Below are 20,315 nucleotides of genomic sequence, written 5' to 3' on the forward strand. Positions count from 1 at the left end.
AAGATAGCGGAATAGCACGGGCGTTATTTTCAGAATGTATACGTTGCTTTAACTATGATTCCATTTGCATACTGCTTATAGCCTGCGTTCGTTTCGGCATGCTGCAAAAGCGATACCTGGCACGTATAAGTTTACCGAAGAGAACGTGCGAGTTTTAAAGAAGTCTGCTGCGCATTTTTCATCAGCTTTCCTTAATTTGCTCCTTCACAGACAAACTGAACCTATGAGCTATAAAGAAAGATTAGCGGGTATCCGTCAGCAGATGAAAGAGCAGGGCGTAAGCGCCTACATCATCCCATCGGCTGACCCGCATATAAGTGAATACCTGCCCGACCGATACAAGTGCATCTACTTTGCCTCCGGCTTTACCGGCTCGGCCGGCACGCTGGTAATTACTGAAGATTTTGCAGGCCTCTGGACAGATGCCCGTTATTTTGTGCAGGCCGAAGAGCAACTGGCAGGCAGCGGCTTTGAGCTGGTGAAACTGCAGGTGCAGCATGCCCCGGAATACATCGGCTGGCTGGCAGAGCGTCTGGACAAAGGGGCTGTGGTGGCTTATGACGCCAAGCTGATCTCGGTAGGTCTGGCGCAGTTACTGGAGCAGCAACTGGCTCCGCTGGGTATAGAACTGGCTACCGACCGCGATTACCTCGACCCGATCTGGGAAGGCAGACCGGAACTGCCAACAGCTCCGGCTTACCTGATAGGAGAGGAGATCACGGGCAAAGCAACCACAGCAAAACTGGAAGACCTGCGCGCAGCCCTGAAAAAGTACAGAGCCGATTACCACCTGATCTCGTCTTTGGACGATATGGCCTGGCTGTTTAACATGCGCGGCTCAGATGTGAAGTGCAACCCGGTGGTGCTGAGCTTTGCGCTCATCAGCCAGGACAATACCATCCTGTTCATCGACCAGGTGAAGCTAAACGAAGCAGATAAAAAGCAACTGATGGCCGACGGCGTGGAGCTGCAACCATATGAAATGGTAGAGCGCGTATTGGCAGAACTGCCAGCTGGTTCTTCCATCTTCATCGACCCGAAGCGCAACTGCTACGCGCTATACAAGCAGCTACCGAAAGGAGTGCGGGTGATACAGGATACCAACCCAACTACTTTCTTCAAGGCTGTTAAAAATGAGGTTGAGGTGAAAAACACCCGCGATGCCATGGTGAAAGACGGGGTAGCTTTAACGCGTTTCTTTAAATGGTTGGAGGAGAATGTGGCGAATGGCGGCATTACTGAAATGTCGGTAGCTGATAAAGTGCGTGATTTCCGTGCCGAGCAGGAAGGTTTTGTGGGCGAGAGTTTCGATACCATTGCCGGCTACAAAGCACACGGTGCCTTGCCACACTATAAAGCTACGCCGGAAAGTGATGTGGAGCTGAAAGCAGACGGCCTGTTCCTGCTGGATTCGGGCGGACAGTACCGCACCGGTACGACTGATATTACGCGTGTGGTATCGCTGGGCAACCTGACAGAAGAAGAGAAGATAGACTATACATTAGTGTTGAAAGGCATGATCGACGGAGCTACGGCCCGCTTCCCGAAAGGCACGCGCGGTTACCAGATCGACGCCATCACGCGTAAGCCGCTCTGGGACTATGCCCGCAACTATGGCCACGGCACCGGTCACGGCGTAGGCTTTTTCCTGAACGTGCACGAAGGCCCGCACGTGTTCAACCCGACACCAACACCTGTTGATATCGAGCTGGGTATGATCACCTCCGTTGAGCCCGGCATTTACCGTCCGGAACAGTACGGCATCCGTATCGAAAACCTGGTACTCACCATTCCGGATGAGACCAACGATTTCGGAGAATTCTATACGTTCGAGCACCTGACTGTAGCGCTGATCGACACAACACCGGTGAAAAAAGAGCTGCTGGAAGAGCGCCAGATCAAGTGGCTCAACAGCTACAACCAGATGGTAGTAGACCGCGTTGGCCCGCACCTGAACGAGGATGAACTGAACTGGCTGAAAGAGAAAGCAAAAGCGATCTAGAGAGTTCTGAGTCTCGAGTTGATTGAAGTAAACAGGCTATACTTGCTGGGGCAGGTATAGCCTGTTCTTTTCGTTAAGGTATTTTTTAAAAACCTCGCAGCGTGCGCAGCTCCTGCGAGTGTTTGATGTTGATACTGGAGGTTTGTTATAAAAAAATAAACAGCCACTTTACAGAACCTGTAAAGTGGCTGTTTAGCTAATGAAGCAATGTTTGCTATACTTGCTTCAGATTTTAAGTCAAGCTTACATCCGTTTTTTACTTTTCAAGTATCAGTCGTACCGTCTGTACCTTGTCCGGGGTAGTGAGGCGGAGGTAATACACACCCTCTCTGAGCTGCTCTCCTTTAAGTTCAAGTTGCACCAGTTGGCCTTCCTGTCCCTGACCCTGGGCCACCACGCCCAGCATTTTGCCGTTGGAGTTGTACAGCTCGAGGCGGTAGTCTCCTTCCAGTGGTAAACTAAACTCCACATCGGCCCAATCCCGGATAGGGTTGGGTTTCACTCTCAGCGGAATGGTCACAGTAACATTGTCTTCTGCTACCATACTGTTGCTGCAGTTACCCAGCCTATCTTGCTTGTGGTTGCGCAGGTGCGCGGCCACAGCCGAAGTAGAGATACAGAGCTGCTTGCCTTTGTGGCAAACCTGTACTTTGCCTTTACCGCAGTGAATATCCACTACCGTGATGGTAACCGAAGCCGTGGCCGAGCAGGCGCCGTTGTAAGCGGTAACGGTAATGGTATAGGTGCCGGCGGCGGTAGGGGTAAAGACCGGATCAGCTACCGTTGTGCTGCTTAAGCCAGTGGAAGGGCTCCATTCATAACTTTCTGCGCCACTTGCCACTAGCTGCACACTTTGCGCCCCGTAGCCCAGGTAAATGGTAGAAGGATCACCTCCAGTGTAAACGTCAGATGTTGGGATGACAGTGATGTATGGGGTAGGTGGGGTGCATGATTCTGGGCTTAGCTTTATGACCCAGTAGTCAGGGTCATCCCAGTCATCTCTACCGCGCCTCGCTTCGCTTTTGTCCCCACTAATGCCGGAACTAGAATGTCCACCTAGTATGTAACCTTCATCATTAGTTTGCATCAAAGAATAAAGTACATCAGACCTCTCACCTCCTAATGTTTTGTCCCACTCCCTTCCGCCATCTTTGTTTAGTTTTACTATCCAATAGTCAAAACTCCCTTTAGATGCTTCTGTCTTATACTTACTAATTCCAGATTCAGAGCCTCCACCTAAAATATAACCGCCATCAGATGTATGATAAAGAGAATAGAGCCAGTCATGTCCCTCACCGCCTATAGTCTTGTCCCATTTTATGTTGCCGCTTGCATCAACCTTTATCACCCAATAATCATCAAATCCTAAATTCATCTCTGTCTTGTCGCCGCTGATTCCGGAGGAAGAGAAACCTCCCAGGATGTAGCCCATATCATCAGTTTGCTGAAGAGACTGCAGTTGATCTGTACTGTTACCTCCATAAGCACGGTTCCATTGCTGCTCGCCTTGAGCATCTAGTTTTAATATCCAATAATCACTAATGAAAGTAAAAGAAGATGAAGAACCGCCTACAATATAACCACCATCCTCTGTCTGTTGAAGTGATGAAAAATGCTCTATATCATCGCCTCCAAATGTCTTATTCCACTCTATTTTACCGCTTGCGTCAGTCTTTACTACCCAATAATCTCCGTATCCAAAATGAATATCAGTCTTATCTCCACCAATCCCGGATAAGGAAGTTCCACCCATAATGTACCCACCATCATCAGTCTGTTGAAGTGCGGAGAGAGCATCACCTTCCTGCCCGCCGATTGTTTTATCCCACTCAATGTTGCCGCTGTGGTCGAGCTTAACGATCCAATAATCAGTACTTCCACGAGAGGCTTCACTTTTGTCCTCACTTATGTCTGAATCCGAAAATCCGCCTAGTATGTACCCTCCATCTTGCGTTTGTTGTACAGACATCAGCTGATCGTCCTTATTGCCACCAATAGTCTGCTCCCACTGCTTATTGCCTGTTGCATCAGTTTTCACTACCCAATAATCGCTGAAACATTCATCAGGGTCATCTGAATCACAAACCGTTTTGTTATCTTCACTTTTATCAACGCTTCGGTTGGAGTAAGACAGTCCCCCGAGTATATAACCTCCGTCCTTAGTTTGTTGTACAGACCTAAGCACATCATAACCAGTTCCTCCAAAAGTACGATCCCACTCCTTTACCGGTACCTGCGCCTGGAGTGTAAAGGACACTAGAAGTATAAAGGGAGACCATAAACATGTGAAGAATAAGAATTTTCGCCCCCTGGCAACTGAGTTAAAGTAAAATGTTTTCATAGTAGCGAATCCTGATAATTGAATAATTAAGGAAAAGACATATGCCTTGAGAAGGACTTTTTGACTGCCTTGGCAGTAGTAGCGAGCAGGAATAGCTTAATTATAGTTAGCAGGTAAGTTGGCCTGCTTCCTGTCATAGATTTGTGAAAGGATAGCACAGGTCGTTTGGTATGCGGGTGCTATGGCCGTTGGGCTGTATTACCGAAACAAAGGGTGAGTAGGATTGATATTTTAAAGTATACTTGTCAAAATTATTATTTGTTTATTTATATTGTAAAGAGGCAAATCAATGAAGTAACCGGTAAGGAAACTGCCGCTAAGGAGAAGAGATTTGTAAGCCTGCACGTTGTGTGCCAGGAGCAGGCAAAAATTATACTTGTTTGTTAGGCCACTTACTAAGCGTTCGAAGCTGAGTTATGTAAGTGGTCACGTTTTAGAATTAAGAACATTTATAGACATTACCAATTGCTATGAAACAAACCACCAGCACCATCCTGATGGTCGAGCCGGCCAGTTTTGGCTTTAACGAGGAGGCCGCCAAAACCAACGCTTTCCAGCGGAGGTTACCCGATTTTACACCCGGTCAGATACAGGATATAGCCCTGCTCGAGTTCCGCAATGCTGTGAATGAGTTGCAGGGGCTGGGAGTGGAGGTGCTTGTGATACGGGACCCTGAAAATGCAGTGACGCCTGATTCTGTTTTCCCCAACAACTGGTTCTCCACGCATGCAGAAGGCAAACTGATCACTTACCCGATGACAACGGCCGTCAGACGGATGGAGCGCCGCACAGACATCATACAACAACTGAAAGAAGCCTGTAAATGCAACGAGCATGTGGCGCTGGAGTACTTTGAATCGCAGGAAGAGCCGCTTTTCCTGGAAGGTACCGGTAGTATGGTGCTGGACCGGGTAAATAAGATAGCGTATGCCGCAGTCTCGCCCAGAACGGCCTTGGAACCGCTGCAGAAATTCTGCGATACCCTCGGCTACAGCGCTGTTACTTTCGAAGCCTATGGCCCGGCAGGTGAACTGATCTATCATACCAACGTGATGATGTGCATCGGTGCTACGTTTGCCGTGGTCGCCATGGATACGGTGGACGAGCAGGACCGCGAGAAACTGTACACGCACCTGACAACCAGCGGAAAAGAGATCATCGAGATCACGAAAGAACAAACTTACCACAGCTTTGCCGGCAACATGCTGCAGATCGAGAATAAGCAGGGCGAGCTTATCCTGGTTCTGTCGAAAGCTGCTTATGAGAGCCTCACAGAGCAGCAATTAGATCAGTTGAGAGCCCATAACGAACACCTGCTGGCCTTGCCCATCCACATGATCGAGAAAATAGGGGGCGGCAGCATCCGCTGTATGATCGCGGAAGTGTTTGTTCCAACGGCTTAATCCCATTCCACAACTATAACCGTATGCCTACAGGTATTTGGAGTGGGCTGCCTATGCTTGAAGTATAAACTTATGTGGCAGTCTGCTTCTTTATTTCCTGTATCTTGTTGCCGTTTGGCTGACCTGCATGAGTAGCATTATTTTACTTTTCCTGTGCCTGATCGTCGGGGTGTTGCTGCGCCGTGTGCCGGCGTTTCCCGCGAACACGCCTGTCGTACTGAACCAGTTTATCATTTATATTTCGCTGCCGGCACTGGCACTTTATGCTATTCCGGAGGTGGAACTCGATAACTCGGTTCTGCTGCCGGTGGGGGTAGCCTGGATTTGCTTTGCCGGTGCTGCGGCTTTCTTCTATTTTCTTGGGCGGCTGTATGGCTGGTCTAAAAAGCTGGTAGGCTGCCTTATACTTACCGCGGGGCTTGGCAATACTTCCTTTGTTGGCTTTCCTATTATTGAAGCGCTCTATGGCAAAGAGGGGTTACAAACAGCAATTCTGGTAGATCTGCCGGGCACTTTCGTGGTGGTCTCGACGCTGGGCATTGCATTGGCAGCTTATTTTTCCAAAGGCAAGCCCGACCTGAAAGCCATATCTCAAAAGATACTTACTTTTCCGCCTTTTCTTACGTTTGCGCTGGCCTTCGCCCTAAATGTGGCCAACCTGCATTTCCCGGATGAACTGAAAGATGTCTTCAACCGATTGGGCAGTACCGTGACGCCGATCGCACTGGTTTCAGTGGGTTTTCAGTTACGTATTGAGCGGCGCAGCAAGCATTGGCGTTTTCTGGCCTTGGGCTTGCTGTACCAGCTGATCCTAGCGCCACTACTCATTTTTATACTTTACGTGCTGGTGCTCGGGGAGCGGGGCAGGGTAGTGCAGATCAGTATCATGGAGGCAGGCATGGCCCCCATGATCACGGCCTCTATTGTGGCGATCTCTTACGGATTAAAGCCTAGGCTGGCATCCATGATGGTAGGCTTTGGCATTCCGCTTTCCTTCCTTACGTTGGCAATCTGGTATCTGCTGATAAGGGGTTTGTAGCACCGGATTCTATACTTGCTGATGCGCGTTACTAGGACTTTAACAACACAAGCCCCTTCGTGAAATAGCTATTTCTGAAGTTTTATCGTTATTTTGTAAGCGATACTTATACAGCCGGCTGGTGTTTATACTTGCCGGCTTTGGCAATACAGCACATGGCACAGCACTCATCTGACGGAACCCGTTTAAATAAATTCATCAGCGAAACCGGTACTTGCTCCAGGCGCGAAGCCGACAAGTTAATTGAGCAGGGGAGGGTGACCGTGAACGGAAAGCTGCCCGAAGTCGGAACAAAAGTTACAGCAAAAGACAAGGTGCGGATAGATGGCCGGCTGCTGGAGGTAGACCAGGTGGAGCCCGTATACCTTGCCCTGAACAAACCACCCGGCATCGAGACTACTACCGATACTTCCCAGAAAGACAACATCATCAGCTTTGTTAATTACCCCGAGCGCATCTTTCCAATCGGCCGCCTCGACAAGGATTCGGAAGGGCTGATTTTCCTGACTAATGACGGTGATATCGTGAACAAGATCCTGCGTGCCGGCAACAAACACGAGAAGGAGTACATCGTGACGGTAGACAAGCCCATTACGCCTGAGTTCATTTCCAACATGAGCAGCGGGGTATCCATACTTGGTGTAAATACGAAAAAGTGCTTTGTAGCGCAGGAGGGGCCGCAAAAGTTCCGGATCATCCTTACGCAGGGCATGAACCGCCAGATCCGGAGGATGTGCGAAGCCTTAGGCTACGAAGTGCAAACACTGCAACGCACCCGCATCATGAACATCACGTTGGCGAAGCTTCCGCTGGGCCAGTGGCGCGAACTCACCGAGTCGGAAGTAGCCATGCTCCAACGTATGGTTGCGGATTCCACTAAGACAGAAGAGGGCTCCGTAAGCAGGAAAAAAGCAGCTGCGCAACAGTCGCAAACTACCCAACCTGCTCAGAAGAGAACCCCAGCCGGCAGCAGACCGGCAAGAAAGGAAGGAGGGGCTGGCAAAAAAAGCAGCTTTGGCAGAAGTGAGGCAAGGGGAAATAGAGGGAAGAGCGGAGCTGCTAAAGGCGAATCAAAGGCAGGCGGATCCAGGAAATCCGGCGGAAAGAGCAGCGCCGGTTCGCGGGGAGCCAGCCGGAACAGCCCGGCAGCAAAGGGCAGTGGCAGAAAAAGACGCTAAGCAAAAGCCGGTGCACAGGGTATAAAAATCTACCTCATGCACCGGCTTTTGCTAAAATATACTTTTATTCTTCCTCAGAATCTCCCGGGTACGTATCCAGTTTTATTTTCTCGATCAGGAGGTAATTTTTGAACTGGTGGATAAGCCGGTCCATTTCTTTTTCTTTCTCCTCCAGGGCATCCACTTCCTCATCCGAGGTTTGCAGGACCGGGCGCAGGCGATCCAGACTATCGTTCATCTGCGCTATAGAAGACTCAACATGCTCAATCACTTCCGGGTTTTGCTCGTTCTCCAGTCCCAGCTGTAGTTCCTGTATGTACATCTCCAGGAACTCCACCATATGCCAGGGGTTGTTGGGCCTGTTCCAGGTGAAGGCGATGTTGCAGCGGCGGCACTTGTAGGTGTTGCATCGCCAGCCGTGGTCGTTGGTAGTGGTGCCGGTGCGCTTCAGCATATCGGCCTTCTGGCACTTCGGGCACTGGGCATTATCTTCAATAATGTTTTTCAGCCGCTCCCGCTTATCGAGTATGGCACTGCGGTTATGAGCGTGTGTGTAGAGTTGAGTTTCCAGGTTCTGGCAGGCGCTGGTCAGTTGCGTGTGCTCCGGACTCAGTTCACCTTCCGCCATCATTCTTTCCGCACGCTTACTGAAAAATCGGATCAACTTGATCAGTTCGCGCTCGTTTGCCTTCAGGTCCGGTTGCTTCATAGGTCGTTGTTTTTCTCAAAGGTAAGCATTCTGATGCTGGCACAAAACAGGCAAATGCTTAACCCTTGGTACCTGATTCGCGCACCCTTTTGTAAATACGGATGGCCAACATGAGCATAGCTGAAAACAGGATGAGGCCCAGTATGCCCCACAACATGCTAAGCGAGCTTTTGAGCACCACCAAAAATACAATGCTGATGAGAAAGAGCGTAGCCACCTCGTTCCAGATGCGCAGTTGCGTGGAAGTATACTTAAGGATACCCTGCTGTTGCTGTTTGAAGATACCATGGCAAAGGAAGTGGTACACGTACAAGCCCACCACAAACGCCAGTTTCCAGACAAGCCAGCCGGGGATGGAGCCGTACAGGTACAACATGGTCAGCCCGAAGATAAGCGTAAGTACAGCCGACGGCCACGTAATGCCATACCACAAGCGCTTCTGCATGATCCTGAACTGGTTTTGAAGTATACTCTTCTCGGGCTCCGGCTTCTCTGCGGCCTCGGCGTAGTAGATGAATAACCGCACGATGTAGAATAAACCTGCAAACCATGTAACCACAAAAATGATGTGCAGGGCCTTGATATAGAAAAAGCTCATGTGCTTATACTTGCGTTGTTGCTGACTGCAAAGGTAGTGGGAATTGTTATACTTGCTGTAAAGAACTATACTGTCATTTCGAGTGTAACGAGAAATCTGATTCTGTAACTTGGAACACTGCCAGATATCTGATACAGTTCTATAGCTGAGGTTTATACTTGTAGCAAACAAGCCTGCTGCTTCATAGCTACCTTTCTTCCCCAGTCCTACTTGCCTATACTTTCATCGTTAGCTTTGGTGCGCTCACGGCCGCGGGGCCTCGTCCTCGGGCATCGCGCTGTTGATTTGAAGCTGCTCCTCGCTTGCGCTGCGGGCTGCCCTTACGGGCACCGCAACAAATCAAAGGCGCTCAACCCGAGGACTGGGAACTACACTGCTTGGTAAGCGGCTTTGCAACTGGAACCCATGTGTAGGGACAGGTCGCGACCTGTCCGCGCTGTAGCTATGAAAGCATAATATCAAATATAGCAACAGGCCGTGAAACTCCCCTCCTTAGACAAGGAGGGGCAGGGGTGGTTGGATCACAGCAACTATAAAACTTATACTTGCAAAGAGGCATCAGGCAAAAATTACCCTCCTCGGAGGGGCTAGGGGTTGGTTTGTACTTTAGCTGATCCAGATTTCTCCTTTTGTCGAAATGACAAGAAGAGTGAACAATTGGGCAAGCCAAAACAAAAAACGGAAGACCAGGTAACTGATCCTCCGCTTCTGCTCCACCTTATACTTTTATACTTAAACCGATTTACTAAACACCGGTGTAGTAGGCTGGCTGGCCCAGAGGCGGGCATCAAGGCACATGGCAATGTTGCGCACGAATGGCTTGCCGGCTGGCAGCACCTGTATGCTCTTGTCCGTGTATTCTACCAAGCCATCTTCCGCAAGGGACTGCAGGCGGATGAGGGCATCTACAAAGTATGGCAGCTCTGTTGAGTCCCAGCTGGTAAAGTCGCGGCACATCAGGTTCTGGATGTGTTTTCGCAGCAGCATGTCTTCTTCGGTCAGCTCGTGGCCTTTCAGAATAGGCAGGTGCCCGGAGAACACAGCCTCCTCATACGCCTCTACTTCTTTCACGTTCTGCATAAAGGCAGTGCCGGTATCCGAAATGCTGGAGGCTCCTAAACCGATCAGCAACTCAGTGTGGCGTGGCGTGTAGCCCATGAAGTTACGGTGCAGGGTGCCTTTCGCGGAGGCAATGCAAAGCTCATCTTCCGGCAGGGCAAAGTGGTCCATGCCAGTTTCGATATAGCCGGCCTCCTGCAGCATTTCCCGGCCAAGCTCGTAGAGGCCACGCTTCACTTCCGGAACAGGCAGGTCGGCTTCGGAGTAGCGGCGCTGGGCTTTGCTCTTCCAGGGCACGTGTGCATAGCTGTAAAAAGCAATCCGCTCGGGGCGCAGCTCTTTCACTTTCTCGATGGTGTTGCGAACGCTGTCGGCCGTCTGGTGTGGCAGGCCGTAGATAATGTCGCCGTTAATGGAAGTATAACCAATGGTGCGGGCGGCATCAAAGATCTCTTTTGTCTTCTCAAATGTCTGGATGCGGTTGATCACGAACTGTACCCTCGGATCGAAGTCCTGGATACCCACGCTCAGCCTGCGGAAGCCCAGATCATACAGCACCTGCAGTTGCTCGGCATTGGTGGCATTGGGGTGTACCTCCACGCTGAAAGCGGCATCCGGTGTTGCTTCTGTTTTCTCCAGCAGCTTCTCCAGCAATGTTTTCAGGTTCTGCGCGCTGAAGAAGGTAGGCGTACCGCCCCCTAAATGCAGCTCCGTGATGCGGGGCTTTTCGTCGAACAGGGTCAGGTATTGCTCCCACTCCTGCAGCAGGGCGGCCATGTAAGGCTCCTCTACGGCATGGTTCTTCGTGATGCGCTTGTTACAGCCGCAGTAGGTGCACAACTGCTCGCAAAAGGGCAGGTGCAGGTACAAACTGATGCCTTCCTTAGAATTGGTTTTGCGGAAAGCCTGTTGCACATGTAGTTTCCAACGCTCCTCTGTCAGTGGCTTCTCGTCCCAGAAGGGAACCGTCGGGTAGCTGGTGTAGCGCGGCGATGGCACATCGTACTTTGCCAGCAACTCGGCAGGGGTAGGTATTGAAACAGGCGTAACCATATATTTTCCAGTTTGATTATTATGTAAAGTATAGAAGATTCCTTAACTGGTCTCCTCAACTGGTACAAAGGTCGGGAGTGAAAGGCCCGTAAGAAATGACATTTATCAGTACCAGTAGATGATTATTATCAATACTGGCTAATTCAACAGAAATTTATACTTTGCAGCACCCTGAGGTACAAAACACAGCAAACCCTAAGAAGATACAGCCATGGATATCGCCACGCCAACCTTACTGCTTGATGAAAAGAAGTGCAGACAGAACATTGCCATGATGGTGGAGAAGGCAGCACGCAACCAGGTCCGCCTGCGCCCACATTTTAAAACGCATCAGTCGGCGCAGGTAGGGGAGTGGTTTCGGGAGCAGGGCATCACGGCCATCACCGTGTCTTCGCTGCGGATGGCACAGTACTTTGCTGCCCATGGCTGGAACGATATCATGGTGGCCATTCCAATGAACATCCGGGAGATGGGCCTGGTAAACGAACTGGCTTCGCGGATACAACTGCATGTGGTGGCCGTAAACCCTGAGACGGTGGAAGCGTTGATTGGGCAGCTGCAATACCCGGTAAACCTGTGGGTGAAGATCGACACCGGCTATCACCGCACCGGCGTAACGCCGCACAGCCACCAGGAACTGGACCACATCCTGAATCTCACCACCAGGAGCGAACTGCTACGCTTCGCCGGTTTCCTGGCCCACGACGGCCATACCTATAAACAGACAGAGAAAGAAGAGATTCAAACCATCCATAACACCACGGTTTACCTGCTTAACCTGGTGCGCGATCGTTACAAAAACCACTTTCCGGGCCTGCAGCTTTCTTTGGGCGATACGCCTTCCTGCAGTGTGCTGGAAGAGCTGAGAGGGGTAGACGAGATCAGGCCCGGCAATTACGTGTTTTACGACCTGACGCAGCAGCACATCGGCTCCTGTACCTACGAGCAGATAGCAGTATGCATGGCCTGCCCGGTAGTAGCCAAACACCCGGACCGCAACGAGATCATCCTGTACGGGGGCAGCGTGCACTTTTCTAAAGACAACCTGCTCCAGGAAGACGGTTCTGTAATCTTCGGGCGCGTGGTAGAGTTTACGCCGCAAGGATGGTCTGCGCCCTTGGCTGATGCGGCAGTGGTTTCCTTGTCGCAGGAGCACGGGGTGGTGCGCATTCACAACAAGGCCCTGTTCGACCACTACAGGATCGGTGACGTAATGGGTATACTTCCCATTCATTCCTGCCTTACCGCCGATGTGATGAAAAGCTACCTGACACTGGACGGCAGGCGCCTGGAGCACTTGTCAGGTGTGCCACAATGGTGACAGGAAGTATAAAGCAGCTGTTTATACTTTGGAAGGCAATGATATGGCGCGAGCGTCCTCGCTCGTGACTTGCTATAGTGGGGCATCCGGCCCAGTTGGGTATGAAGTCCAAGTATAGCTAGTACACAACGAACTCAAAACCTCGGGCCACAAATTTATACTTACAGCCGGATAATGGCCTCGTAAGCTCCTTTTACCACGGCGGCCATTTTATCAAAATTCAGCGTGTCGATGGTATCGCTCGTCTGGTGGTAGTGCGGGTTGCGCAGGAAAGAAGAATCGTTGATCATGACGGCGTTGATGTCATACTTCCAGTAGTTGCGGTGATCGGAGAGGCCCACCAGGCCAAAGCCTTCCGGCAGGTTTACCGACTGCACATCAACGGTGGTTTGCTGCCGCATCAGGTCACGGACGTGTTCTGTGTACTTCTCCTGTCCGGTTTTGCCTACCACCACTATAAAATTGCCGGTATTGGGGTAGTATTTTGCCAGTTGGGGGGCCGGGAATTGCTGGGAGTTGGGCTCATCTGAAAAGTAGCCGATCATTTCATAACACACCATGGCCTTCACTTTTACGCCCTGCTTATGCAGCGACCGGGCATGGAAAGCGCTGCCCATGTCCTCGCTGGCAAAGAAGGGAGGCTCTTCCAGGCAATAGGCTACCAACTCGATGGGGTGGCGCAGGGCAGGCTTGTTCTGGTGCAGCAAGCGGGCAGTTTCGAGCATGCCGGCTACGCCACTGGCGTTATCGTCGGCACCCGGCTGGTTGCCGCACACATCGTAGTGGGCACCTACTACCAACCGCTCCTCTGCACTGTTGCCATCAAAATAGGCAATGATGTTCTTGTAGGTCCGGCCATCCACCTCATAAGGTTGCTCTTTCACCTGGCAATCAAGTTTCTCCAGTTCCGTTCTGATATAGGCAGCTGCCTCGTTCAGCGAATCCATGTTCATGTAATTTCTGGCCGGTGTAAGAGACGTCAGCGCGAGCACATCCTGGTATAATCTTTCCTTGCTGTTCATGAGTTTATTTTCACAAAATATGCTACCTCTTACGGCGAAGCTTATTGTTGCTGACGAATCCTTTACAAAAATCTGTAATCAGAAGTATGAAACTATACAGCTGATGTTATAAACCATTTGATTGGCGGCTTGGGTTTTCTCCTAAAATTATACCTTTGCAGTGGAGGTATACATGCAAACATCCAAGGCTCCTGTCAAAAAAGCACCTGTTAAGAAAGCACCCGTAAAGCGGGCACCTGCAAAGCGCAAAAAGCAGCAAAAAAAGCAGTCGCCTGTATTTTTCTGGGGAGGCATTGCTGTGCTGACCGCTATTGCCTTGCTGGTGCTGTACGTGGAGTTCTTCGTGGACAGAAAGGAGCCTACTGTCTGGCCGCAGGGGCTTAACGTACGGGGGATAGATGTATCCAAGTATCAGCGGGACATAGACTGGGTTAAGGTTCGGGAGAGCGAAGTAGGCTTTGCATTTTTAAAAGCCACGGAAGGGGCCCGGTTAAAGGACAGCCACTTTGCCCGCAACTGGGAACAGACGTACCAGGCAGGCATCATCCGGGGAGCCTATCATTTTTATGTGCCGCACCAGAAGCCGGAAAAACAGGCAAAGAATTTTATCAATACCGTAAAGCTGGAGCCAGGCGATCTGCCACCCGTGCTGGATGTGGAGGTAAGAGGGCGTAAACCGATCAAGGAGTTTCGCAGCGACCTGAAAGAGTGGTTGGTGCTGGTCGAGCGGGCGTATGGTGTTAAGCCGATCCTGTACACAGGCTATAGTTTTTACAAAGACCACCTGGAAGGCTATTTTGACGAATACCACCTCTGGATAGCCCACTACAAAGTGCCTGAACTGGCATTGAAACGAAACGACAAGACCCGGCTCGCGTTCTGGCAACACACCGATAACGGCGAAATTGACGGAATAGAAGGCACCGTAGACTGCAACATTTTTTACGGAAGCAGCCAGGAACTTCGCAACATTTGCCTTAAGCCTACAGCAGGCAAATAACAGAAAAGGCGCAGCTTCGTGCTGCGCCTTTTCTGCCTGTTCATACTTACGTCGTATTAGTAGCGTTCAAAATCTCTGATATCGCGGTTGTGGCTGTTGCCATAATCCTGTGGGCCGTAGCCGCCGCTGTAATAGCCACTCATGCCATACGGCATACCGGCGCTGCCTCTTTCTACTATACCATGGGTGCCGTAGTTGCCTATACTTGGGCCGTAGTCGCCCTGGGTGTAGCGGTCGTAGCCGCTGCCGATGTACTGGCCACGGTCGCCGCCGTAACTGGGCGAAGTATATTCGTCGCGCTCAAAATCATAGCGGCCCTGGCGTTGGCCCTGGAACTCTCTGTTCGCATACGAACCGTACAGGTCACGGTCTGAGCCTGATCTCTGGCCGGATACCCAGCCTTGGTTGCGCTGTTCCGAAGAAGACCTGTTCTGGTAAGCCGGGTGTCCGGCCGGGCTGTAGTGGTGCGAGCGGGCCTCTCGGGGCGAGCCCATGCCGCTGTCAAACTTATAGTTGGTATCGGAGTCGTAGTGCCGCTGAGACGAGTAGCCACCGCGTACATCTCCGAAGCCCTGTGCTCCGCCGTAGCTGCCCATGTTGCCGTAGTTGCGGGATGTGCTGTAGGTGTCATCGTCTGTGATGTTCACGCGCGAAAAGTTGCGCGAGCCACTCATCTGATTGCCCTGATTGCTGTAGGTATTCCTGTTCCCCTCATTGCCATAGCCGCCCCGTGCAGACGAGCCGTAATCTTCCATGTGGTGCCCGGAGTGCATTTCCGGGTGGCGGTACTCTTCAGAACGTCTTGTTCTGTAGCCGCCCTGCTGCTGGTTGTAATCTGATTCGTGTCTGTTCATAGCTTTCAGGTTTATGGTTTTACATAAGTACTGTAGCTATTGTAAACGGCAGGGAGCGGGAGGGGTTTATATTATATGGAACATGCCTGTGCGTAACCAGGGGCAGTATCGCTATACTTTTATACTTGAAAATGCCTGAAAAGCAGCTGCGTTTGGGTTGTTATCAGCTTCTGGCGGGTTTATACTTTAGTTCGGAGGCAGGGTAGTTTCATTTCAGAAAATGAAGCTGTAAAATCACTGTCATTCTGTTGAGAAACTTGGTAGAAGAGTGGTTAAGCTTACGCTACAGGCCCCACAAGATCCTTTCAGGATGACAAAAAAGAGAATGAAATGACCCAGAGTTCGGAGGGGCAGACAGAATGCGCAGAGCAGAATTTAATCCTTAAACTTTCGCAAGGCATCCTGCCATGTGCCGGATTTAAGGGTAACTGCTTTTTTGCCGGGCTCTTCAGTCTTTGTGGCTTTATCAGCCAGGAAGCGGGCCTTGATCTCATCGCCAAAGAACAGGTAACTGAGTGAGGCGCACGCAACCAGCAGCGTTATCACAAACGCCACCTGCCGGATACCGGAGTAGAAGCCATGCCGTGTGCGCCAGATCATGAGGCGAAGCGGCTGTAACACCGGTTGCAGTATGGCTGCATGTAAAATATGACGGCGCACCCAGTCAATCGCTTTTTCCTGCCCGATCACCACCACGCTGCCAAGTATGGCTACGTTCACCAAAGCAAACATTGCCATCATCTGCACATACGGGTTGTTGTACAGGTGCCCGTAAATGTGCTGGCTATAGAAAATTGCCCAGATGCTTACAGCAATTATAAGTATGTTTGGCAGGCTAAGTAACCAGTTGTTTTTCGGCTTATCGTCCTTCGGGGTTGGTATGTAAGGCACTTTAACGCGGAAGATGGAGTACACCAGGCCGAGGCAGAAAACCCACCAGGTACCGGTACGAAGTATACCGCCGAACATGTGGAAGCCGTTCTCATTTTTCTCGTGCAGCCAGCGCTGCGCATACTGCCGGATACTGATCGACATCAGGAAAAAAGGAGCGAACATGAGCAGAAACTCGCGCAGCGATACGTACCACGGAAACTCTGCCAGCACCAGCGACAATACTGGAATAGAAAAATCGATCAGGTTAAATACCCCGAACAGGTAGTACATGGGCAGCGTGAAATAATGTATGCGCTGGCGCCAGGTAAAGTTTTTGAACAGGAACGGGAACACAGCAAAAAGCAGCTCGAAAGTGCCTCGTGCCCATTTTATCTGCTGTTTGTAGTAGGCAGCCAGTGTGCCGGGCACCAGCCCGCGGGTCAGGATCTTAGGCACGTACACCGATTTCCAGCCTTTGGCATGCAGCCGCATGGCCGTGTGCATGTCTTCGGCCAAGCCGGGGGCATGGCCGCCAATGCTGTCAAGGGCCTTTCTGCGGAATGTACAGTTGGCACCAATGGCCTGTACGGTGCCGTGGCTGTTCATGCCCATCATCATGGGGCCATAGAAGCTATAGGTCTGTTCGGCAGCGCCGTAAGCCACCAGGCTTTCTTTTTGGTTATAATACGCCTGCACGCACTGTACATAGCCTATCTCCGGGTCCTCAAAGTACGGCAGCACTTCATCCAAAAATTCCGGTGCCGGCACGTGGTCCGGGTCCAGGATCAGGCAGATGTCGCCATCGGCCTGCTGCAGCGCATTGTTTACGTTACCAGCCTTGGCATCCACTTTTACCGTTCGCGTCACGTGCTTTACACCTAGGCGTGCACACACGGATTTCAGGTAAGGGTCATCTCCTTCGTCGCACAGGTAGGTGGTGTGCGGGTAGCGGATACGCTGAATGGCTTCCAGGGTATTCACGATCATGCTGTGTGGTTCGCCCGGGCAGGAAGTGGTAAATACGTCTACTTTATATTTTGTGCGCAGGGCAGGCTTCAGGGGCGTGCTCACGGAGTAATAATGATACCACTCGTGCAGGGTACGCAGCATCTTAAATCCTAATGCGGTGGTCAGGAGCCAGTAAAGCGGGGCATAGCCAATATGATCGTCATCGATGAACCAGTACAGGAACATCGCCATCGTGAGCAGGCCGACGAAAATCATCAGCCGTATGGTACGGACATCCTTAGGGTTAGGAGAAGCTTCCGGAATAACTGCTTGCTTTTCGCTCTTATGAGTAAAAGTGTCCAGCATGGTTTATGAGAATAATCTTGTAAAGGGCCACATATAAGTCCAACGGCACATGTTATCCTCGGTGGTTCGATTTAGGCGAGTCGAAGAACATATGCTTCCGTATACTCGTAGTTAGCTTCAAAAGTTCTTGTTAAAAGTATAATTATCTTTTTCTGATCTACCCCTTTTCCACTTTGCTAAATGTCTGAGTTTCGAACCCTTGGCCTAAAGGTTTGGCTATCAATTTTGTATATTTTTCCCTTCCTCTTATTTTCCTGTGGTGGCAATAACGCCGACAGAGAGAGTGCTTACCAGTCAAAAGGCAGGAAGGTGGAGATATTGGCGCACAACGGCGAGTACACCCTTTACCGCGATGGAGAGCCTTATTTTATAAAAGGAGCTGCCGGTTACGAGCATTTCGACCGGGTAAAAGCGTATGGGGGCAACTCGGTGCGTGTGTGGCACACAGAAGATGCGCAGAAAGTGCTGGACAGGGCGCAGGCGCATGGCCTCACGGTAACACTGGGGCTATGGATGGCCCGCGAGCGCGAAGGCTTTAACTACTACGACAAGGAAGAAGTACAAAAGCAGCTGCAGGAGCTCAAGCAGATTGTGTTACGCTTTAAAGACCATCCGGCACTGCTGATGTGGGGCGTAGGCAACGAGCTGTATGCCGACGGAGCCAATGTTAAAGTATGGAATGCCGTGAACGAGGTGGCAGTAATGATACACGAAGTCGACCCTGACCACCCCACAACTACTACCGTTATGAACGTGCCGCATAAGGTGGTCAACCTGATCAATGCGCGGTGCCCGGCCATTGATGTGCTGTCGATCAACTCGTTCGGGGCCATGGTAAACCTGCGCCAGGAGCTGGAACAAACCGACTGGAAAGGACCTTACATTATCTCGGAATTTGGCGGACGCGGCTATTGGGAGGCGTACACGACGTGGTGGTATGCACCCATTGAGCAGACCAGTTCTGAAAAGGCAGCTTTTGCCAGAGAGCGCTACCTGAGCACGGTGGCCGCTGATACGGGCAGGTGCCTGGGCTCTTATGTGTTTTTATGGGGCTACAAGTATGAAACCACTCCCACCTGGTTTAGCCTGGTATCGGAAGGAGGCGAAGAAACCGAGCTGATGGGTGTTATGCGGGAATTATGGACAGGCAAACCGAAACAGAACAAAGCCCCCTACATTGCTTACCTGCAGGTAGACAGTGCGTTTGCCTCCGATAACGTGTACCTGAAGCCCTCCGGAGAGTATACCAGCAATGTTTATACATTCGACCCGGAGGGCGATTCGCTGAACTTACGGTGGGAACTGCTCCCTGAAACGGTAAGTGAAGATGGCAACAGCATTAAAGAAGAAAAACCGGCCCCGTTGCCGGATGCGTTTCAGCAGGCTTCGGGCAGCACCGTGCGGCTGAAGGCGCCCGGCAAAAAAGGACCTTACAGGCTGTATGTGTACGTGTACGATGGCCAGGGCAACGTTTCTACGGCTAACTTCCCGTTCTATGTCGGCGACCGGCCAACCAAGCCCTTCGAGAAGAAGAAGACCGGACTTTTGTCGTTATTTCCCTAGATCGTACAATTTTTTTAGCTGCAGCATTCGTAAGCCAACGTATGTAATGGCTGCTTTTCCACTTCAATAGCACATTCCATAACAAATAATTAAGTAAATAAGTAAATGCTTCTACTCCGGCAGCAGGGCTGAGAAGTGCAAACTCTGGTTTGTCATACTTCGTGGGCAACCATCGTGGCCACTGCTTTGAGCGGTTTACAAGCTTTATTGTGTTAAATAGGAGCAACAATGTCGAAAGAAACAATTCAAAAAATAGATAAAAAAGAGCTGGCTGCACAGGACTTTTACCGTGAGGCACTGGAGCTTCTGGAGAAAGCAGACGCGCCTTTTCTGGTGGGTGGTGGATTTGCTCTGAAAGTATATACTGGTATCGATCGTGTCACAAAAGACCTGGATATATTTTGCAAGGCCGGTGAGTGCCCGCGCATCTTAAAGGTGTTATCGGAAGCAGGATATGAAACCGAAATAACAGATGCACGCTGGCTGGCCAAAGCTAAAAAAGGCGACCATCTCATCGACCTGATCTTTAATAATCCGGGCAATTTCTGCCCTGTAACCGATGTGTGGTTTCAGAAGGCAGTGAAAGGGGAACTATACGGGGTGCCGGTAAAGTATGTAGCGGCTGAAGAGCTGATCTGGTGCAAGACCTATGTGCAGAACCGGGAGCGCTTCGATGGCGCTGATATCAACCACATAATCCTACGTTATGGCAATAAGCTGGACTGGAAACGCGTGCTGCAGCACCTGGAGCAGCACTGGCACCTGCTGCTGGCTCAGTTCCTGAATTTCCAGTTCGTATATCCTTCTGAGCGCGATATCATTCCGCGCTGGCTTTTTGATGAGCTGCTGGCACGGGCGCAGGAACAATACGATTTGCCGGCACCACTGGAAAAAATTTGCAGAGGCCCTTTCTTCGACCAGACCCAGTACGGGCACGACATTACGGAGTGGGACTTTAAAGTTATGACCATAAGAACGATCTAACG

The 20,315-nt window shown here is 50.8% G+C and carries 15 protein-coding genes; 8 read left to right on the forward strand and 7 right to left on the reverse strand.

Annotated elements, in window-relative coordinates:
• The first annotated feature begins 223 nt into the window (after window positions 1-223).
• Entirely contained in the window at window positions 224-2,002 is a 1,779-nt protein-coding gene (locus MJ611_RS07845; protein WP_250429117.1) for an aminopeptidase P family protein, read from the forward strand.
• A 256-nt stretch (window positions 2,003-2,258) separates the two neighbouring features.
• On the opposite strand, the gene MJ611_RS07850 is transcribed toward MJ611_RS07845, so the two are convergent.
• Complete coding sequence (locus MJ611_RS07850) at window positions 2,259-4,343, reverse strand: T9SS type A sorting domain-containing protein (protein WP_250429118.1); 2,085 nt, start codon at window positions 4,341-4,343, stop codon at window positions 2,259-2,261.
• 470 nt (window positions 4,344-4,813) lie between these two features.
• Between MJ611_RS07850 and ctlX the strand changes: the two genes are divergently transcribed.
• From ctlX to rluF, 3 genes are all read left to right on the forward strand, one after another.
• Window positions 4,814-5,746, forward strand: a complete 933-nt coding sequence (gene ctlX, locus MJ611_RS07855) for a citrulline utilization hydrolase CtlX (protein WP_250429119.1) — start codon at window positions 4,814-4,816, stop codon at window positions 5,744-5,746.
• A 127-nt stretch (window positions 5,747-5,873) separates the two neighbouring features.
• The gene (locus MJ611_RS07860; protein ID WP_250429120.1) at window positions 5,874-6,785 is read left to right on the forward strand and encodes an AEC family transporter; all 912 of its coding nucleotides are present in this window, start codon (window positions 5,874-5,876) and stop codon (window positions 6,783-6,785) included.
• Between the two features lie 155 nt (window positions 6,786-6,940).
• A complete protein-coding gene (rluF, locus tag MJ611_RS07865; RefSeq protein ID WP_250429121.1) occupies window positions 6,941-7,963 on the forward strand; it encodes a 23S rRNA pseudouridine(2604) synthase RluF in 1,023 nt (340 codons plus the stop codon).
• Between the two features lie 64 nt (window positions 7,964-8,027).
• Here the strand turns inward: rluF and MJ611_RS07870 are convergent, their stop codons facing one another.
• The 3 genes from MJ611_RS07870 to hemN all read right to left on the reverse strand — a co-directional run bounded on the left by MJ611_RS07870 (window position 8,028) and on the right by hemN (window position 11,382).
• Window positions 8,028-8,672, reverse strand: coding sequence for a hypothetical protein (locus tag MJ611_RS07870; protein WP_250429122.1), 645 nt, complete (start codon window positions 8,670-8,672; stop codon window positions 8,028-8,030).
• Between the two features lie 58 nt (window positions 8,673-8,730).
• Entirely contained in the window at window positions 8,731-9,270 is a 540-nt protein-coding gene (locus MJ611_RS07875; RefSeq protein WP_250429123.1) for a CopD family protein, read from the reverse strand.
• A 732-nt stretch (window positions 9,271-10,002) separates the two neighbouring features.
• Window positions 10,003-11,382 (reverse strand): oxygen-independent coproporphyrinogen III oxidase, encoded by a 1,380-nt coding sequence (gene hemN / locus MJ611_RS07880; protein WP_250429124.1) that lies wholly within the window; start codon window positions 11,380-11,382, stop codon window positions 10,003-10,005.
• A gap of 211 nt (window positions 11,383-11,593) precedes the next feature.
• On the opposite strand from hemN, the gene MJ611_RS07885 reads away from it, so the two are divergent.
• Window positions 11,594-12,703, forward strand: coding sequence for an alanine racemase (locus MJ611_RS07885; protein WP_250429125.1), 1,110 nt, complete (start codon window positions 11,594-11,596; stop codon window positions 12,701-12,703).
• 161 nt (window positions 12,704-12,864) lie between these two features.
• On the opposite strand, the gene MJ611_RS07890 is transcribed toward MJ611_RS07885, so the two are convergent.
• Window positions 12,865-13,725, reverse strand: coding sequence for a M28 family peptidase (locus MJ611_RS07890; protein ID WP_250429126.1), 861 nt, complete (start codon window positions 13,723-13,725; stop codon window positions 12,865-12,867).
• A 172-nt stretch (window positions 13,726-13,897) separates the two neighbouring features.
• On the opposite strand from MJ611_RS07890, the gene MJ611_RS07895 reads away from it, so the two are divergent.
• Window positions 13,898-14,725, forward strand: a complete 828-nt coding sequence (locus MJ611_RS07895; RefSeq protein WP_250429127.1) for a glycoside hydrolase family 25 protein — start codon at window positions 13,898-13,900, stop codon at window positions 14,723-14,725.
• A gap of 56 nt (window positions 14,726-14,781) precedes the next feature.
• On the opposite strand, the gene MJ611_RS07900 is transcribed toward MJ611_RS07895, so the two are convergent.
• Together MJ611_RS07900 and MJ611_RS07905 are read right to left on the reverse strand one after the other, a co-directional pair.
• Window positions 14,782-15,579 (reverse strand): hypothetical protein, encoded by a 798-nt coding sequence (locus MJ611_RS07900; protein WP_250429128.1) that lies wholly within the window; start codon window positions 15,577-15,579, stop codon window positions 14,782-14,784.
• 375 nt (window positions 15,580-15,954) lie between these two features.
• Window positions 15,955-17,766 carry a glycosyltransferase family 2 protein gene (locus MJ611_RS07905; RefSeq protein WP_250429129.1) on the reverse strand — a complete coding sequence of 604 codons (1,812 nt, stop codon included), beginning with the start codon at window positions 17,764-17,766 and terminating at the stop codon, window positions 15,955-15,957.
• Window positions 17,767-17,991: 225 nt separating this feature from the next.
• Between MJ611_RS07905 and MJ611_RS07910 the strand changes: the two genes are divergently transcribed.
• The gene (locus MJ611_RS07910) at window positions 17,992-19,329 is read left to right on the forward strand and encodes a glycoside hydrolase family 2 TIM barrel-domain containing protein (RefSeq protein ID WP_250429130.1); all 1,338 of its coding nucleotides are present in this window, start codon (window positions 17,992-17,994) and stop codon (window positions 19,327-19,329) included.
• A 228-nt stretch (window positions 19,330-19,557) separates the two neighbouring features.
• The gene (locus MJ611_RS07915) at window positions 19,558-20,313 is read left to right on the forward strand and encodes a nucleotidyltransferase (RefSeq protein ID WP_250429131.1); all 756 of its coding nucleotides are present in this window, start codon (window positions 19,558-19,560) and stop codon (window positions 20,311-20,313) included.
• The last annotated feature ends 2 nt before the right edge of the window (window positions 20,314-20,315 follow it).

This window comes from Pontibacter ruber (assembly GCF_023630205.1).
GTDB classification, from domain to species: domain Bacteria; phylum Bacteroidota; class Bacteroidia; order Cytophagales; family Hymenobacteraceae; genus Pontibacter; species Pontibacter ruber.

Bases quoted from the DNA above. Each gene is read 5' to 3' on its own strand.
- MJ611_RS07845 (WP_250429117.1), top strand. From the start codon at position 224: ATGAGCTATAAAGAAAGATTAGCGGGTATCCGTCAGCAGATGAAAGAG.
- MJ611_RS07850 (WP_250429118.1), bottom strand. From the start codon at position 4,343: ATGAAAACATTTTACTTTAACTCAGTTGCCAGGGGGCGAAAATTCTTA.
- ctlX (WP_250429119.1), top strand. From the start codon at position 4,814: ATGAAACAAACCACCAGCACCATCCTGATGGTCGAGCCGGCCAGTTTT.
- MJ611_RS07860 (WP_250429120.1), top strand. From the start codon at position 5,874: ATGAGTAGCATTATTTTACTTTTCCTGTGCCTGATCGTCGGGGTGTTG.
- rluF (WP_250429121.1), top strand. From the start codon at position 6,941: ATGGCACAGCACTCATCTGACGGAACCCGTTTAAATAAATTCATCAGC.
- MJ611_RS07870 (WP_250429122.1), bottom strand. From the start codon at position 8,672: ATGAAGCAACCGGACCTGAAGGCAAACGAGCGCGAACTGATCAAGTTG.
- MJ611_RS07875 (WP_250429123.1), bottom strand. From the start codon at position 9,270: ATGAGCTTTTTCTATATCAAGGCCCTGCACATCATTTTTGTGGTTACA.
- hemN (WP_250429124.1), bottom strand. From the start codon at position 11,382: ATGGTTACGCCTGTTTCAATACCTACCCCTGCCGAGTTGCTGGCAAAG.
- MJ611_RS07885 (WP_250429125.1), top strand. From the start codon at position 11,594: ATGGATATCGCCACGCCAACCTTACTGCTTGATGAAAAGAAGTGCAGA.
- MJ611_RS07890 (WP_250429126.1), bottom strand. From the start codon at position 13,725: ATGAACAGCAAGGAAAGATTATACCAGGATGTGCTCGCGCTGACGTCT.
- MJ611_RS07895 (WP_250429127.1), top strand. From the start codon at position 13,898: ATGCAAACATCCAAGGCTCCTGTCAAAAAAGCACCTGTTAAGAAAGCA.
- MJ611_RS07900 (WP_250429128.1), bottom strand. From the start codon at position 15,579: ATGAACAGACACGAATCAGATTACAACCAGCAGCAGGGCGGCTACAGA.
- MJ611_RS07905 (WP_250429129.1), bottom strand. From the start codon at position 17,766: ATGCTGGACACTTTTACTCATAAGAGCGAAAAGCAAGCAGTTATTCCG.
- MJ611_RS07915 (WP_250429131.1), top strand. From the start codon at position 19,558: ATGTCGAAAGAAACAATTCAAAAAATAGATAAAAAAGAGCTGGCTGCA.